This is a genomic window from Streptomyces yerevanensis (genome assembly GCF_000716805.1).
Classification (GTDB): domain Bacteria; phylum Actinomycetota; class Actinomycetes; order Streptomycetales; family Streptomycetaceae; genus Streptomyces; species Streptomyces flaveus.
Window position 1 is genome coordinate 34054 of record NZ_JNWJ01000039.1, and the last position, 16064, is coordinate 50117.

At 70.4% G+C, this 16064-nt stretch carries 13 protein-coding genes; 5 read left to right on the top strand and 8 right to left on the bottom strand.

Annotated features, from left to right (window positions below; all coding sequences use genetic code 11):
- Positions 1-59: 59 nt before the first annotated feature.
- The 4 genes from OP79_RS32575 to OP79_RS32590 all read right to left on the bottom strand — a co-directional run bounded on the left by OP79_RS32575 (position 60) and on the right by OP79_RS32590 (position 5077).
- Positions 60-1373, bottom strand: a complete 1314-nt coding sequence (locus OP79_RS32575; protein WP_033325297.1) for a hypothetical protein — start codon at positions 1371-1373, stop codon at positions 60-62.
- Between the two features lie 70 nt (positions 1374-1443).
- Entirely contained in the window at positions 1444-2382 is a 939-nt protein-coding gene (locus OP79_RS32580; RefSeq protein ID WP_033325298.1) for an N-acetylneuraminate synthase family protein, read from the bottom strand.
- 14 nt (positions 2383-2396) lie between these two features.
- Complete coding sequence (locus tag OP79_RS32585; RefSeq protein ID WP_033325299.1) at positions 2397-3695, bottom strand: N-acylneuraminate cytidylyltransferase; 1299 nt, start codon at positions 3693-3695, stop codon at positions 2397-2399.
- Between the two features lie 56 nt (positions 3696-3751).
- Positions 3752-5077, bottom strand: a complete 1326-nt coding sequence (locus OP79_RS32590; protein ID WP_033325390.1) for a DUF6716 putative glycosyltransferase — start codon at positions 5075-5077, stop codon at positions 3752-3754.
- Between the two features lie 198 nt (positions 5078-5275).
- Here OP79_RS32590 and OP79_RS32595 point away from each other — a divergent pair, with 198 nt between their 5' ends.
- The 3 genes from OP79_RS32595 to OP79_RS32605 are packed head-to-tail and all read left to right on the top strand — an operon-like array spanning position 5276 to position 8759.
- Complete coding sequence (locus tag OP79_RS32595; RefSeq protein WP_033325300.1) at positions 5276-6253, top strand: glycosyltransferase family 2 protein; 978 nt, start codon at positions 5276-5278, stop codon at positions 6251-6253.
- Positions 6250-7584 (top strand): alpha-2,8-polysialyltransferase family protein, encoded by a 1335-nt coding sequence (locus OP79_RS32600; protein WP_033325301.1) that lies wholly within the window; start codon positions 6250-6252, stop codon positions 7582-7584. The genes OP79_RS32595 and OP79_RS32600 overlap by 4 nt, the downstream gene beginning before the upstream one ends.
- Entirely contained in the window at positions 7581-8759 is a 1179-nt protein-coding gene (locus tag OP79_RS32605; RefSeq protein ID WP_033325302.1) for an acyltransferase family protein, read from the top strand. The genes OP79_RS32600 and OP79_RS32605 overlap by 4 nt, the downstream gene beginning before the upstream one ends.
- A gap of 26 nt (positions 8760-8785) precedes the next feature.
- On the opposite strand, the gene OP79_RS32610 is transcribed toward OP79_RS32605, so the two are convergent.
- Positions 8786-9421: a TetR/AcrR family transcriptional regulator C-terminal domain-containing protein gene (locus OP79_RS32610; RefSeq protein ID WP_425428636.1), complete on the bottom strand. Its 636-nt coding sequence runs from the start codon at positions 9419-9421 to the stop codon at positions 8786-8788.
- Between the two features lie 69 nt (positions 9422-9490).
- Between OP79_RS32610 and OP79_RS32615 the strand changes: the two genes are divergently transcribed.
- On the top strand, positions 9491-10975 hold the full coding sequence (locus OP79_RS32615; RefSeq protein WP_051745091.1) for an FAD-dependent oxidoreductase: 1485 nt from the start codon (positions 9491-9493) through the stop codon (positions 10973-10975).
- Here OP79_RS32615 and OP79_RS32620 read toward each other — a convergent pair.
- Positions 10951-12531 carry an acyl-CoA mutase large subunit family protein gene (locus tag OP79_RS32620; protein ID WP_033325304.1) on the bottom strand — a complete coding sequence of 527 codons (1581 nt, stop codon included), beginning with the start codon at positions 12529-12531 and terminating at the stop codon, positions 10951-10953. The two genes, OP79_RS32615 and OP79_RS32620, sit on opposite strands and share 25 nt — an antisense overlap.
- Before the next feature lie 254 nt (positions 12532-12785).
- Between OP79_RS32620 and OP79_RS32625 the strand changes: the two genes are divergently transcribed.
- Positions 12786-13658, top strand: a complete 873-nt coding sequence (locus tag OP79_RS32625; RefSeq protein ID WP_033325305.1) for a L,D-transpeptidase family protein — start codon at positions 12786-12788, stop codon at positions 13656-13658.
- A gap of 211 nt (positions 13659-13869) precedes the next feature.
- Here OP79_RS32625 and OP79_RS32630 read toward each other — a convergent pair whose 3' ends face one another.
- Both OP79_RS32630 and OP79_RS32635 read right to left on the bottom strand, forming a co-directional pair.
- Entirely contained in the window at positions 13870-15015 is a 1146-nt protein-coding gene (locus OP79_RS32630; protein ID WP_051745093.1) for a hypothetical protein, read from the bottom strand.
- Positions 15015-15677 (bottom strand): RNA polymerase sigma factor, encoded by a 663-nt coding sequence (locus tag OP79_RS32635; RefSeq protein ID WP_033325306.1) that lies wholly within the window; start codon positions 15675-15677, stop codon positions 15015-15017. Before OP79_RS32635 ends, OP79_RS32630 begins: the two co-directional genes overlap by 1 nt.
- Positions 15678-16064: the final 387 nt, after the last annotated feature.

Sequence of the window (16064 nt, forward strand, 5' to 3'; positions counted from 1 at the left end):
TTCACGCTTGTGCGGGATCAATGAGGTGATCATCGCAGCGAGCTGTTCCGCCCGTCATGTCATATCGGCACCACCGACGACAGCCGGTGTACGTCCCGCGCCGTCCCCGTGACCCCCGACAGGAAGCCCTGGGCGCGCGGGGAGGCGGTCGCCGTGAGCCACGCCGGGTCGATGTCGCAGACGGCGACGCGGACTTCGGTGCCGACGAGTGCCAGCGGGAGGGTGTGGACGACCGTCGAGGGGAAGCTGAGGATCGTGCGGCCGATGGGGCCGCGGCGGGCGATCAGTTCGAGGGGGAGGTCGGGGCGGACGATCTCCAGGCCGGTTTCGACGGCCAGCCGGTGGAGTTTGTCGGTGCTTTCGCGGCGGTGGGCGAAGTAACGGGTCGCGCCGTAGGTCTTGGTGAGGTTCTTCACCGCTTCGAGATAGCGGTCGGGGTCCACGACGCCCGTCTCCACGAGGGAGGTTCCCACGAGGTCGGCGCCCTTGGTGAGGCGCGGCGGGCCGAAGCGGGCGCGGGTCCAGGAGAAGTCGTTGGCCGTGACGTGGACGCCGTCGGGCGTCTCGGTGATCGGCATGGAGGAGAAGACCTCCACGCGGCGCCCGGAGCCGGGCGTGAGGCGGCGTCGGGCCGAGGCCGAGATCGGTGCGAACACCAGGTCGCGCGGGCCGGGCCGGCCGCCGCGCCGGTGCCAGCGCACCAGGCGTTCACCGCGGGCGAGTTGGGAGACGAACTCCATCGTCGCGGTGCCGTCGTCCACGACGACGAGGTCGCGGGCGCGGGTGATGGTGAGAAGGAGTTGTACGTAGCGGGAGAACGGGTCGCCCATGACGATCCGTTTCGCCCGGCGCAGCAGCGGCGCCAGACCGCCCACGGTGTGGAAGGGCGCCGTCGCCCCACCGCGCGCCTCCTCCCAGCGCACCTCGTGCCCCTCGCCGCGGGCGAGTTCCGCCATGCGGCGCAACTGGCCTCGGGTCATGGGGTCGTTCGGGGAGAGAACGACGAGGGTGAGCCCCGTGTGGGCCACCGCACCGGCGGTGCCGGGCACGGGCCCACCCGCCGGACCGGTGGCCTCCGGTATGGGCGCCGGTCCCGGCGCAGGACTCGGCCCCGCGGTCCCGGGCGTGGGACCGGACGCCGCCTCGGCGGCATCCGGCGCCGCGTCAGCCGTCGATGTGTCGGCCCCCGGGCCCGCCGCGGGTGCCGGCCCCGCCCCCGCGCCGGACGCGGGTCCGGTCGACTCCCCCGCAGCCCGGAGGGCATCGGCATGCGCCCACTCCAGGACGTTGAGGAGCTGGACCGGGCTCTCCACGAACGCGAGCGTGTGTGTGGAGGCCGGGCAGGGGCCGGCGGATCCGGCGCGGGGGCTCATCGACGTATGACCGTCGCTTCCGTGAGTACGGACTGGGGGATCCGTGGATACGGACTGGTGGTGGCCGGGATCAGACCGAGACCGGCTCGCCCGCCGCCGCGGCGATCTCCGCCTCGGCGACGACACCGGAGACGCGGCGCAGCTTCTTCATCGGGCCGAGCTCGGACTCGTACACCTTCTTGACGCCGTCGCCGAGCGAGGCCTCGATGGTGCGGATGTCGCGGACGAGGCGGGTCAGGCCCTGCGGCTCCACCGACGCGGCCTGGTCGGAGCCCCACATGGCGCGGTCGAGAGTGATGTGGCGCTCGACGAAGGTGGCGCCGAGGGCGACCGCGGCCAGCGTGGTCTGCAGGCCCGTCTCGTGGCCGGAGTAGCCGATCGGGACGTTCGGGTACTCGGCCTGGAGGGTGTTGATGACGCGCAGGTTGAGCTCCTCGGCCTTCGCCGGGTACGTCGAAGTGGCGTGGCAGAGAAGGATGTTGTCGCTGCCCAGGACCTCGACCGCGTGGCGGATCTGCTTCGGCGTCGACATACCGGTGGAGAGGATGACCGTGCGGCCGGTGGCGCGCAGCGAGCGCAGCAGCTCGTCGTCGGTCAGGGACGCGGACGCGACCTTGTGGGCCGGGACGTCGAACTTCTCGAGGAAGGCGACGGCCTCGGTGTCCCACGGGGAGGCGAACCAGGCGATGTTCTTCGACTTGGAGTACTCGTCGATCTGGCGGTACTCGTCCTCACCGAACTCCACGCGGTGGCGGTAGTCGATGTAGGTCATGCGGCCCCAGGGGGTGTCGCGCTCGATGTCCCACTGGTCGCGCGGGGTGCAGATCTCCGGGGTGCGCTTCTGGAACTTCACGGCGTCGCAGCCGGCCTCGGCGGCCGCGTCGATGAGCTTGAACGCGTTCTCGAGCTCGCCGTTGTGGTTGATGCCGATCTCGCCGACGACGTAGACGGGGTGGCCCGGGCCGGCGGTCTTCGAACCGAAGGTGCGCAGACGGGAGTTGGTGCTCATGGTGGAGAAGTTCCTTACTTGTCGAGGGAGTCGAGAGAAGGACCGAGGATCCAGCTGGCGATCTCTCGGATCGCGCCGTCGCCACCGGAGACGGTGGTGACCGCGCGTGCGGCGCCGCGCACGACGTCGTGGGCGCTCGCGACCGCCACGGGCCAGCCCACGAGGGCGAAGCACGGGAGGTCGTTGACGTCGTTGCCGACGTAGAGCACGCGCTCAGGCGCGATGCCCTGCTCCTCGCACCACTGCTTCAGTGCGAGGTCTTTCCGGTCGATGCCGTGGAGGACCGGAATCTGCAGCTTCCGGGCTCTGGCGGCGACGACCGGGTTCTGCTCCGTGGACAGGATCAGCATCGTCAGGCCGCTCTTGCGGAGGGCCGCGATACCGAGTCCGTCCCCGCGGTGCACGGAGACGAACTCCCGTCCGTCGGAGTCGATCAGCACCCTGTCGTCGGTCTGGGTGCCGTCGAAGTCGAGGACGACCGCGTCGATGTCGGCGGCGGTCGGGAGGGCGCCGGGGCGGTTCGCGTCGAAAAGGGGCGCGAGCGCGCGGGCCCGGGCGAGGTCGTGCGGGTCGTCGATCTCCAGGACCCGGGCGGGGTCGGTGCGGACGAGCTCCGTACGGCCGAAGAAGCGGTGCTTGTGCTCGCGCAGGCCCGCGGCGTTCATGGCGTACGCGGCGCCGGTCTCCAGCAGGTCCTGCGGGCGGTCCTGGCGGCGCGGGCGGAAGGACTTGTCGTGGTTGACGCCGTAACCGCCGTCCGTGGCCGTGGTGTTGGCGACGGCCGTGCCACCGCCGACGGCCTGGGTGGCCCGGGTGTCGACCACGGCCGGGTCGTCGTCGGCGTCCCGCCAGATGAAGCCGTGGAAGGGTGCCACGGTCAGCGCGGTGTCCGCGCCGTTCTCCACGACCGCGCCCGCGACCCCGTCGAGGTCCTCGCGGACGATGAACGGGCTGGTGCACTGGACGAGGAGCACCACGTCGACCGCGGAGCCGTGCAGCGCCTCGTGGGCGTCCATGGCGTGCAGGACGGCCGCCTCGGAGGTGGCGGTGTCGCCGGCGATGGCGGCGGGGCGCAGTACGACTTCCGCGCCGGCCTCGCGGGCGGCGGCGGCGATCGCCTGGTCGTCGGTGGAGACCACGACGTCCGTCACCAGCCGGGCCGCGCGGCACTCGCGCACCGCGCGGGCCACCAGCGGCACACCGCCGACCGGGAGGAGGTTCTTGGCGGGGACGCCCTTGGAGCCGCCCCTGGCGGGTATCACCGCGAGCACGCGACGTACCGAAGTCGCTGGGCCCGCTTCCGAGTTGGACATGCGATGTACTCCTTGCGAGGGGTTCGGGGCGCCCGCGCCCGTCGGCTCGGGGGCGCTCACAGCTCGCCCATCCGCCGGATGACGGGCGCCACACGCTGCACGCCGTGCCGGTAGGCGCCGCGCGCCGCCCGGCGCACGATCTGCCGTACGGGTCCCGGCTCGGTGTCGGCGGCGGGCGCGCCGGGCAGCGGGCTGCCGTCCGGGGCGAGGTGGTGGCGGGCGAGGATGCCGGGCAGATAGCCGGAGGCGGTGACGGGCGTGTAGTAGGGGGCGAGGGAAGGGAGTTCGCCCTTGTCGAGCAGCTCGGCGATACGCGTACGGGCCGCGTCGAAGGCCGTTTCGTACGCTCCGTCGGCGGCGACGCCCTGCCGGGCCACCCACTCCTCGTCGGGCGTCGGCCGGTGCCCGGCGTCGAGCTGGTCCCAGGAGGCGAGGCAGCCGGAGCCGACGAAGTGGTGGTTGCCCAGCGACTCGCGCACGCCCAGGTCCGTGAGCAGGACCGTGGGAATGCGCCGGTGCAGGGACTCGAGGGCGGCCGTCGAGCTGACGGTGACGAGCAGGTCGGTGCGGTCGAGGACCTCGCCCATGTGCCCGTACACGAGGCGGAAGTTGGCGGGCAGGTCGAGGCGCTGCGCCAGCTTCTGGTAGGGCTGCTCCTCGATGTGCGTGGTGTGCTCGCCGGGCTTGGAGCGCAGCTTCAGCAGGACCTCGCGGTCCGGGTGCAGCCGTGCGTGCTTGACGAGCCGCTCCAGCAGGTACATACGGTCCTTGCGGCTCTCCGGCACGGAGGGCTGCGCGGCGAAGACGACCGTGTACGGGTCGTGCTTCTCGTACGAGTCGCCGCCGAGGAACGGCAGCGCGACCTCCGTCACGGAGGAGGCGTCGGCGCCCACTCCCTCGTACACGGCGGTGAAACGCTCCGCGTCCTGGCGGGAGTTGGCGAGGACGAGGTCCGCGCCGTGCCGCAGCAGCAGCCCGTCGGCGAGCTTCTCGTATACGACGCCGACATAGCCGGTGACGACCACGGGCCGCTTCGCGCTCCCCTTTGAGGCGGCGCGCTCCTGCCAGGCGTGCCCGAGTCCGTGCAGCATCGCCTGGACGGCGCCGCCGACGAGGGCGAGCACGACGATGTCGTACTCCGCTTCCCGCAGGGTCCGCAGGAATTCGACACCGGTGACCTCGCGGAGCGAGTCCGCGCGGACGCCGACCTCTTGGAGCTGGCGGGCGGTGGGGGTCGCACGGCCGCGCAGGAGATAACCGTCGAGGCGGATGTCCGATTCGGCCGGTGCAATACGGTTCGCGGTGAGCGCGCCCCATTTCCACCGGGTATCGGAATCCGCGAGAACGGCGACTCGCAGGGACTTCGAAGTACTTGCTGGCACGTCCAAGACGCTAGGAAGCGATTCCGATGCGCGGCCCAACCGGAATGCAACAAAGGGTTAACAGCACATCGCCGAATGGCGAATCGGGCCCGGATCCGCGCAGGAAAAGGCTGGGTTCACCATTCCGCCACGCGCCGTTCACCTGGCATCTCACCATCGGTCAAGACGAATGCCGGGCCGCCGCCTAACGTCACGTGGGTGGTCAAGCTCTCCGTCATCGTGCCGTTTTACAACGTGCAGCAATACGCACCCGACACCCTGAGGAGTCTGCGTGCCAACGCGCGCCAGGACTTCGAATTCATTCTCGTCGACGACTGCTCGCGCGACGAGACACCGGACATTCTCGCGCGCGCGGAGCGCGAGCTCCAGGGTGCCGTGTACGTCAGACACGAGCAGAACGGAGGTCTGGCGACCGCGCGCAACACGGGCATCGACGCGGCGCGCGGCGAGTACCTGACGTTCCTCGACGGCGATGACTGGCTCGCGCCCGGCTACTACGAGCAACTCCTCGCATCCATCGAGGAGTTGGGCGTCGACTTCGTCCGTACCGACCATGTCCAGACGACCGCTCGGGCCCGCTCGATCCACCGCGTTCCGCACGGCCGGCGCGGTGTCTTGCTGAACCCGCGCGAGGCGATTCTGCCCGCCGACCGCTCCACCTCCGTGGACTACGCGTACGCCTGGGCGGGCATCTACCACCGCCGTCTGGTCGACAAGGGTGTACTGCACTTCACCGACGGGCTGCGCACGGCCGAGGACCGGCCGTGGATCTGGAAACTGCACCGCGAGGCCGAGTCGTTCGGCGTGGTGGGGCTGCTCGGCGTGTTCTACCGGCGCGGAGTTTCGTCCTCGCTGACGCAGATCGGGGACGTACGGCAGCTGGATTTCATTCGCGCCTTCGACCAGGTCGTACGGGAAACGGCCGAGGACCGTGAGGCGGACAAACTCCTGCCGAAGGCCGTACGGACCTACTGTGCGATTATTTCTCATCACCTGGGTTCCATCGAAAGGTTCGAGCCTCCCGTGGCACGGAAACTGAAGTCGATGAGTGCCGTCGCATTGCGGCGTATGCCGCAGGACGTCCTCGACGACGCCCTCGACTCCATGGACGTACAGCGCGCGACGCGACTGCGCCGGCTGCGCCGCCGTCCCGTGTCCGCGGGGGTGGCCGCGTGACCACCCAGATCTTCATGGCGTCGACGCTGTACGGCACGGCGACGCTGGCGGCGGCCGTCGACGCCGACTGCTTCCGCCCGGCCGACCGGCGCATCCTGCTGGTCTCCAACAACTCGGCGACACCCGAGACCTCGCCGGGCATCGACGAGATGCCCGGCTTCGAGCAGCTGCGCGGCCGGTTCGACGACGTCGTCTCGTGGAACGAGACCATCTCCCCTTTCCACCCGGGCGGCTGGTCCCCACGCCTGAACGACGTACCGCTGTGGGAGCGTCATCTGCGGCTCGCCTGGAACCTCGGTGACGACGACATCGAGCTGGCCGTCGAGTCGATCCAGGTGAACCCGGCGCTCGGCGTCGCGCAGATCTTCACGGGCGCGCCCATCACCGTCTACGCGGACGGCCTGATGAGCTACGGGCCCACCCGCAGCAAGATCGACCCGCTGGTCGGCACGCGCATCGACCGGCTTCTCCACCTCGACCTGGTTCCGGACCTCAAGCCGCTGCTGCTCACCGAGTTCGGCGTCGAGCCGGAGATCGTGCCGACGGACGCGTTCACCAAGGTGCTCGCCGAACTCATCGACACGGGTGACGAGTTGCCCGTCATCGAAGAGCCGGCCCTGCTGCTCGGCCAGTACCTCTCCGCGCTCGGCATCCTCACCGCCGAGCAGGAAGAGGACCTGCATGTACGGATGTTGAGGGGAGCCGTCCAACTCGGCCACCAGCGCGTGGTGTTCAAGCCGCACCCCAGCGCCCCGGCCCGCTGGTCGCGCGCCCTGGAGAAGGAGGCCGAGAAGATCGGCGCCGAACTCACGGTGCTGGACACTCCGGTCCTCGCCGAGGTGCTCTACCAGCGGATGCGGCCCGCGCTGGTCGCCGGCTGCTTCTCCACGGCACTGCTCACCGCCTCGGCGCTGTACGGCCTGCCCGTCGCCCGGATCGGCACGGAGACGCTCCTGGAACGCCTCAAGCCGTACGAGAACAGCAATCGCGTCCCCGTGACGATCGTGGACGCCACGCTGCCCGAGCTGACGGACCGCAAGGCGGTCACCGAGCAGCGCAAGGGGCTCGGCACGGACCAACTGACCGAACTGCTGCGGGCGGTGGGCTACGCCATGCAGTCCAAGATCTACCCGGATCTGCGGCCGACCGCCGAGCGGTATCTGTCGCGCCACCTCAACGGCCATACCTGGCGCTACTTCAAGCGCCGAAGGCTCACCTCGCTGGGCCTGCCCGGCGCCGTGCCGACCCAACTGGCCTTCATTCCGCGCAACGCCACCGTACGCCGTGTGGCCCGTCGCGCCCGATCGCTCAAGAGGGCCACTCTCGGATGACTTCGGTCGACTCAAAGCCCGCCCCGACGGTCTTTCCGGAGGCGGGCACCACCGCCGTCAGTACCGGCACCGGTTCCGACGGCACACCACCGCCCCGGATCATCGCCAGGCCGCGCACGTCGCGTCTTCGCGCGCTCGACGGATTGAGGCTGATCGCCGCGCTGATGGTGGCCGCGTACCACTACGGCGGCCGGGACGGCGAGGTCGCGAAGGCGTGGGGCTCCTCCGCGAAGCTGCAGTTCCCCACGATGAGCGAGTGGTTCGCGTACGGCTGCCTCGGCGTGCACATCTTCTTCGTCATCAGCGGCTTCGTGATCTGCATGAGCGGCTGGGGACGTCCGCTGCGCTCGTTCTTCGCCTCGCGCGCGTCACGGCTGCTGCCGTCGTACTGGGCGGCGGTGATCCTCGTGACGGTGGTCTTCGCGCTGCCGGTGGTGGCGTACAAGGCCGTCTCGCCGAGCGACGCGCTGCTGAACCTGACGATGATGCAGCAACCCCTGGGCGTGGACCGGGTGTTGGGCGTCTGCTGGACCCTGTGGGCGGAGGTCCGCTTCTACGCGCTGTTCGCGCTGTGCGTCGTCATGCCGGGCGCGAACCGCCAGGGCATCATCCTGTTCTGCGCGGGCTGGACCATGGCCGCGGCGATCGCCGAGGCGGCGAACGAGCCGCTGCTCGACCTGATCCTGATGCCCGAGTACGCACCGTTCTTCATCGGCGGCATCGGCCTCTACCTCATCCACCGCGACCGGCACGACGCGTACGCCTGGGGCATCGTGATCGTCAGCTGGCTGATCGGCCAGCACTACGCCGTCTCCTCGCTGTGGCACGCGCCCAACCCGGACTTCTTCTCCTACCGCACCTCGTCCGGCATCATCCTGGTCGTCACCTTCGGCTTCGTCGCGGTCGGCGCGATCGCCCTGGGCTGGCTGAACTGGGCCCACTGGCGCTGGCTGACGGTCGCGGGCGCGCTGACGTACCCCTTCTACCTGGTGCACGAACACCTCGGCTGGGTCGCCATCAAGGCCTACCACCAGAGCCTCGGCATCCCGTCGTACGCGACCTTCCTGCTGACGATCGCGACGATGCTGCTGCTGGCGTGGCTGCTGAACCGCTTCGTCGAGGACCGCTGGGCACCAAAGCTGCGCTCGGCGCTGTCGAGGCCTCGCCGCGGCTGAACGCCTTCAAGGGTCGCTGAACGCCGTCAAGATCCCCGCAGCGTCACGTCGATTCCGGCGATGACCGCCGCGAGGCCCTCCTCGAAGCCACGGTCGTGGTCGCGGAACATCGCCTCACCCGCGGCCACGGCGAGCGGGTACGCGGCGAGCCGTTCGGCGCGGGCCGCGAGGTCGTACCCCTCCTCGCCCCCGGCCGGGTCGGGCCCCATCGCCTGCTCCTCGATGACGTAGCCGATGGTGTAGCTGGTCGCGGTGAACCAGGCGCGGGCGGCGCGGGCCGGAGTGAAGCCCTCGGCCGTGAGCACCCGGAGGTAGCGCTCCATCGGGTCCGCGTACGAGGTGTCAGTGAAGTGCGTACCGCTGTAGACCTTGGCGCCGTCGCGATAGCGCAGCAGGTGCGCGCGCAGGCCGCGCATCGCGGCGGTGACAGCGTCCTGCCACCGCGCCGGGAGCTCGCCGAGGTCGGCGTTCATCCGTCGGAGCATCTCCGTCGCCATCTCGTCGAGCAGCGCCTTCTTGTCCTTGAAGTGCCAGTAGAGGGCGGGGGCCTTGACGTCCAGTTCCTTGGCGATGGCGCGCAGGGTGAGACCTTCGAGGCCGACCTCGTTCAGCAGCCGCAGCGCGGTGTCGGCCACCAGCGCCCGGTCGATCTTCTTCGCCACAGCCACGTCCGCACCCTATCCGGCGGCACCCCCTTGACAACTTAACAACGTTAAGGAGACTCTCATGACATGCAACTTAACGACGTTAAGGAATCCGACGTGACCGACGTACTGGTGGTCGGCGCAGGCCCCACCGGTCTCGCCCTCGCCTGCGACCTGGCCCGGCGCGGAGTACACGCCCTCGTCGTCGAGCGGGCCGACGGGCTCTTCCCCGGCTCGCGCGGCAAGGGCATCCAGCCGCGCACGATGGAGGTCTTCGACGACCTCGGCGTACTGGACGCGATCCGCGCGCACGGTGGCCCGTACCCCGTCGGCATGATCTGGCAGGACGGTAAGCGGCGGGGCGAGCACCGGATGTTCGACGAGGTGGCTCCCACCGAGGCGGTTCCGTACGCCGGGTCGTGGATGGTCCCGCAGTGGCGTACGCAGGAGATCCTCTTCGCGCGGCTGCGCGAGCTGGGCGGAGGCGTCGCGTTCGGGCGCGAGCTGACCGGGCTCACGCAGGACGCGGACGGGGTGACGGCGACGTTCACGACCGGCGCCCCCGTGCGGGCCCGGTACGCGGTGGCCGCCGACGGCGGACGTTCCACCGTGCGCCGACTGCTCGGCATCGGCATGACGGGCGAGACGGTCGACCCGAATCCGGCGCTGGTGGCGGACGTCCGCATCACCGGACTCGACCGCGACAACCTGCACGTCTTCCCGCCCGCCGACGGCGAGGGCTTCCTGGTCCTCTGGCCGCTCCCGGGCGTCGAGGACTTCCAGCTGGCGGCCGGCTTCGAGGATCCGGCCGCCACCCCGGACCTCTCCCTCGACGGCATCCGCAAGCTCATCGCCACCCGGACGCATCTCGCGCCCGACGCCGTGACCGAGGTGCGCTGGGCCTCGGACTTCCGCCCACGAGCCGCGCTGGCGGACCGCTTCCGGGAGGGCAGGGTGTTCCTCGCGGGAGACGCGGCCCACATCCACTCACCGGCCGGCGGCCAGGGCCTCAACACCAGCGTCCAGGACGCGTACAACCTGGGCTGGAAGCTGGGCGCGGTCCTGCGGGGCGATGCACCGGACGCCCTCCTCGACTCGTACGAGGAGGAACGGCTGCCGATCGCGGCGGAGATGCTGGGCCTGTCGACCGGCGTCCACCGGGGTAAGGTCCGGCGCGGTGAGGCCACGCAGCAGCTCGGGCTGGGTTACCGGGGCTGCTCCCTGGCGGTGGAGACCCGCACCGCCCTTCCCGCGGACGCCCTGCAGGCGGGCGACCGCGCTCCGGACGGCGCGCGGGACGGCGTACGGCTCTTCGACGTGTTCCGGGGGCCGCACTGGACGTTGCTCACGGTGGGCAGGAGCCCCGAACTTCCGCACCTGGACAGCGACTTGGTGCACACGATCCACATCCCACCGTACGAGCCGTACGGCACCGGCGTGTTCCTGATCCGCCCGGACGGGTACGTCGGCTGGGCAGGCGAGACGGCGGAGGGGCTGGCCGAGTACTGGGCCCGGTTCGGCGCCCGCCGGTCAGCGAGTCACCGGGCTCAGAACGCGTCGCTCGGCACGTAATTCCCCCAAACCTCCCGCAACGCGTTGCACACCTCGCCCACCGTCGCGCGAGCCCTCAGCGCGTCCTTCATCGGGTAGAGGACGTTGTCCGTGCCCTCGGCAGCCTTCTTCAGCTCCGTAAGCGCCGCGTCCACCGCCCCCTGGTCCCGCTCGGCCCGCAGCTTCGCGAGCCGCTCCGCCTGCTGGGCCTCGATCGCCGGGTCCACCCGGAGGGGCTCGTACGGCTCTTCCTCGTCGAGCTGGAAGCGGTTGACGCCGACGACGACCCGCTCGGCGGCGTCCGTCTCCTGGGCGATGCGGTAGGCGGAGCGCTCGATCTCGCCCTTCTGGAAGCCGTGCTCGATGGCGTTGACGGCGCCGCCCAACTCCTCGACCTTCGCCATCAGTTCGACGGCCGCGGCCTCCACCTCGTCCGTCATCTTCTCGATCACGTACGAGCCCGCGAACGGGTCGACCGTCGCCGTCACATCCGTCTCGTACGCCAGCACCTGCTGCGTACGGAGCGCGAGGCGGGCGGACTTGTCGGTGGGCAGGGCGATGGCCTCGTCGAAGGAGTTGGTGTGCAGGGACTGGGTGCCGCCCAGCACGGCGGCCAGGCCCTGGACGGCGACGCGGACCAGGTTCACCTCCGGCTGCTGGGCCGTCAGCTGCACGCCCGCCGTCTGCGTGTGGAAGCGCAGCATCAGCGACTTCGGGTTCTTCGCTCCGAACTCGTCCCGCATCACCCGTGCCCAGATACGCCGCGCCGCACGGAACTTGGCGACCTCCTCCAGGATCGTCGTACGCGACACGAAGAAGAAGGAGAGGCGGGGGGCGAAGTCGTCCACGTCCATCCCGGCCGCGACCGCCGTGCGTACGTACTCGATGCCGTCCGCCAGCGTGAAGGCGATCTCCTGCACGGGTGAGGCGCCCGCCTCGGCCATGTGGTAGCCGGAGATCGAGATGGTGTTCCACTTCGGGATCTCGGTCTTGCAGTACTTGAAGATGTCCGCGATCAGGCGCAGGGATGGCTTGGGCGGGAAAATGTACGTGCCGCGCGCGATGTACTCCTTGAGCACGTCGTTCTGGATCGTGCCCGTCAGCTGGTCGGCCGATACACCCTGCTCCTCCGCGACCAGTTGGTACAGCAGCAGGAGCAGGGAGGCAGGCGCGTTGATCGTCATCGACGTGGACACCTTGTCCAGCGGGATGCCGCCGAACAGGATCCGCATGTCCTCGATCGAGTCGATCGCCACGCCCACCTTGCCGACCTCGCCGCTCGCGATCGGGGCGTCCGAGTCGTGGCCCATCTGGGTGGGCAGGTCGAAGGCGACGGACAGACCCATCGTGCCGTTGGCGATGAGCTGCTTGTAGCGGGCGTTGGACTCGGTGGCGGTGCCGAAACCGGCGTACTGGCGCATCGTCCAGGGGCGGCCCGTGTACATCGAGGGGTAGACGCCGCGTGTGAACGGGTAGCGGCCTGGCTCCCCCAGCTTCTCGGCCGGATCCCAGCCTTCCAGGGCGTCCGGCCCGTACACCGGCTCGATGGGCAGTCCGGACTCCGACTCGCGCGCCATGGGTGTGCCTCCGTGTTGCTTCACATACTCGCCAGTACAGACGACCCTCGCCACGGACTGTAGTGGTGGCCGTGCGGCCGGTGGAGAGGCCCAGGCTGGGAGCTTGCTCACAGCCCGGACGAGACCCCGGTCACAACCCGCTCACAACCACGCGCCCGGTCACCACAATGCCCCGTAGTTCACAACCAAGCACCCCCGGGAAACATCAAAGGGTGCACAGTGAGCAACGGGGGACCCAAATGCGTACTCCAGGCATGTGGAGATCAGTCACGGCTGTCGTGGTACTGGCCGCGGTGAGCGGTTGCACGGTCCAGGCCGCCGGTACGTCCGGCAAGAAGGACCCGGTACATATCGCGACGGCGCCGGCCGAGAGCCCCAACGACCCCAAGCCCAAGCAGCCGGCCCAGCCCGCCGAGCCTGCCGAGCCCGCCAGGGATGCCGCCAAGCCCTCGCAGCCACCGACGAAGCCTCCGAAGCCCTCCCCGCCGCCGCCTCCCGAGGTGCTCTGGTCGCGCGGCGACCAGGGCAGGGACGTACGCGAGGTGCAGGCCCGGCTGCGTCAGATCGCCTGGTTCTTCGAGGCCCCGACGGGGACGTACGGCCCGGCGACAGCCGCCGCCGTCAAGGGCTTCCAGGGCAAGCGGGGGCTGCCGCAGACCGGGAGGACGGACTCCGTGACCTGGCAGCGGCTGCTGAACATGACGCACGAGCCGGGCAAGTGGGAGCTGTACGCGGCGGGCGACCAGCCGGCCGCGAAGCCGGACCCGCGCTGCATGACGGGCCGCGTGATGTGCATCAGCAAGACGAGCCGCACGCTGCGCTGGATGGTCGACGGCAGGACCCTGTCGACGGTGGACGTGCGCTTCGGCTCGCAGTACACGCCCACCCGGGAAGGCGAGTTCAGCGTCACCTTCAAGTCACGTCACCATGTGTCGACGCTGTATGACACCCCCATGCCGTACGCGATGTTCTTCAGCGGCGGCCAGGCGGTCCACTACTCGTCGGACTTCGCGGCGACCGGCTACAACGGCGCCTCGCACGGCTGCGTGAACGTACGGGACGAGGCGAAGATCGCGGCGCTGTTCGGGCAGGTGCGGAGCGGCGACAAGGTCGTCGTCCACTGGTGAGGGCCGGGAGGCGGCCGAGAGAGGTGTGGGGCGCGGGCGGGACCGGGGGAACGTGTCCCGCCCGCGCCAATGTGCACTGAGCCATGGGTACGGGGGGAACCCCGGCTCGTGCGCCAGCCGATGACCAGTCGGCTCACTTAATACTGCGTTACCCCGGCCGAAAGTGTCACACCCTGCGGGCCAGACCTTTGAAAGCGTACGAAACCGCAGGTCAGAGCCGGAATGCGGGCGGGGACAGCGGGGCCGTGCCGTCCTGGGAGGCCGAGGTCGGCGTCTCCTCGCCGGAGGTGGTTCCCTCGCCGGAGGCGGGGGCGAGGGCCGAGGTGGCGCGGCGCTGGACGTCGCTGGTCGGGGCGTCGCCGGTCGGGGTTATGTCGCCCGGCTCTTCGTCCTTGCCCTTCCCGTCCTTGCCGCCCTTCCCTCCCTTCCCGTTCTTCCCGCCGCCCTTGTGGTCACCTTCGTCGGAGTCGTCGGAGTCGTCATCGGAGCCCTGGCCGTTCCCCTCGGGCGCCGCGTCGTCCCGGTTCTCGGACTGCGCGAGGACATTCGTGCAGTACTGCCGTACGCGCTCGGGCCCGCTCGCCGCCTCCTCCAGACTGCGCCTGCGGTCGGGGCCGAGTTTCTTGCCGTCACGGACGTCACGGCACGCGGCGGTGACCTTCTTCCACCACTCCGCGGAGCGCGCCTCGTTGCCGGCGTTGCCCGCTCCGGGCCGCGGGGGCGTGCTCCCCGGCGTCTTGTCGCGCTTGTCGTCCCCGGTGTCCGGCGCCGAGGGGGAGCCGTCGCCGGTCGGGCCGCCCGTGTCGCCGTCCGGAGCCGGTACGTCGGGGGCGCCGCCCCGCGTCCCGTCGGGGGGCGGAGTGATCAGCGGATGCTTCGGGGTGGGAGGCGCGGACACCGTGGCCCCGGGGGGTTCCGGTTGGTCGTCGGTGAACGGCAGCACTCCGGCCGTGGCGACCATCGCGGCCCCGCCGAGCATCCCGGCGGCCAGCGTGGCGGCAAGTCCGAAACGCACCGGACGGCCCACGCGGGACGGACGGCGACGGCTCGCCGTGGCACGGCCGAGACGGACGACTCCCGCGTCGGCGGGCGTGGCTGTGTACGGACGGTCGCGGTGCCCGAGAGTCGAGTACTCCTCGTCCCGGCCGGTGCGCGCCTTGCGGAAGGCGGCCATCGCATTGGCCTCGCCCGGGAGTTCATCGCTGCTCAGCGGGGGTTCGGCGGTCAGCGCGCCCAGCGCGCGGGCGAGCCGGTCGGCCTGGTCGCGCTTGTCGGCGTCGACGGTTTCGAGTGGCTCTCCGCGCAGGAGTCGTTCCGCGGTACTGCGGTCCAACCACTTGTACTGCTCGTCGGCCATCACATGTCCTTCTGCGTCCGCGAACGCATATGCGTCACACCTGCGGACGACACCGCGTCGTTGTGCGGCTCTCTTTGTGGGGGTACGGCGGTCAGTGCGCCGGTGGATTCCGGATCCGCGCCGAGCAGCTCCGCGAGCCGCTTCAGACCGCGGTGCGCCGCCGTGCGGACGGCTCCCGGGCGCTTGCCCAGCGTCTCGGCGGCGGTCTTCGCGTCAAGACCGACGACGACGCGCAGTACGACGGCCTCCGCCTGGTCCTGCGGAAGCTGGGCTATGAGGGAGAGCGTGTGGCCCGTGGCGAGCGCCTCGATGGCCTCACCGGCGGTGTCGGACTCGGCCGCCCGCCCGGTCAGCTCGGTCTCGTCACCGCCGATCGCCGGGCGACGGCCGCGCATCCGTATGTGGTCCAGGGCGCGGTTGCGGGCGATCCGGGCCGCCCAGCCGCGGAAGCGGTCGGCGTCTCCGCTGAACCGTTCGAGGTCGCGGGCGATCTGCAGCCAGGCCTCGGATGTGACGTCCTCGGCGTCCGGGTCTCCGACCAGCGTCCGTACGTATCCCAGCAGCCGTGGATGCACAGCTCGGTACACAGTCCGGAAAGCGGTCTCGTCCCCGTCCTGTGCCGCAAGCACCGCGGCGGTCAGCTCCGCGTCGTCCCCCAGCACCGCGCGCCCCTTTTGCGCCTAAGCCGGCGCCGCTCTCGCGGACCGGGTTCTCGCCGTCGTGGTTCCTCAGTCGATGGATGCGGTCCTGCCCCGCATCCGGCGCGAAATGCACGGTACGGCCAGAAAGCATCTGGCGTCCATGTGCGTACAACGTACAAGCAACTCGTCCCCGTGCCGGGGTGTGACAGAAAACGCACCCTCGGCGCTGTAGAGAGTACGGGTCGCCGCGCGGCCCGTGCCGCGCGACGGTCGGGGCCTCTCCTGTGGGGGGTGGCGGCCCCGGCCGTTGCCATCGGCCATGGTCACGTCGCTGTCTCGGACGCCGGGCCATGTTCTTTCTCCGGGCATCTCTGGGCGCATCGCCGTTGTTCTTCGGGCATATCGCCG

Coding starts and splice junctions, on each gene's coding strand:
- OP79_RS32585 (WP_033325299.1), bottom strand. CDS start 3,695: ATGTCCAACTCGGAAGCGGGCCCAGCGACTTCGGTACGTCGCGTGCTC.
- OP79_RS32630 (WP_051745093.1), bottom strand. CDS start 15,015: ATGGCCGACGAGCAGTACAAGTGGTTGGACCGCAGTACCGCGGAACGA.
- OP79_RS32625 (WP_033325305.1), top strand. CDS start 12,786: ATGTGGAGATCAGTCACGGCTGTCGTGGTACTGGCCGCGGTGAGCGGT.
- OP79_RS32580 (WP_033325298.1), bottom strand. CDS start 2,382: ATGAGCACCAACTCCCGTCTGCGCACCTTCGGTTCGAAGACCGCCGGC.
- OP79_RS32605 (WP_033325302.1), top strand. CDS start 7,581: ATGACTTCGGTCGACTCAAAGCCCGCCCCGACGGTCTTTCCGGAGGCG.
- OP79_RS32575 (WP_033325297.1), bottom strand. CDS start 1,373: ATGAGCCCCCGCGCCGGATCCGCCGGCCCCTGCCCGGCCTCCACACAC.
- OP79_RS32620 (WP_033325304.1), bottom strand. CDS start 12,531: ATGGCGCGCGAGTCGGAGTCCGGACTGCCCATCGAGCCGGTGTACGGG.
- OP79_RS32615 (WP_051745091.1), top strand. CDS start 9,491: ATGCAACTTAACGACGTTAAGGAATCCGACGTGACCGACGTACTGGTG.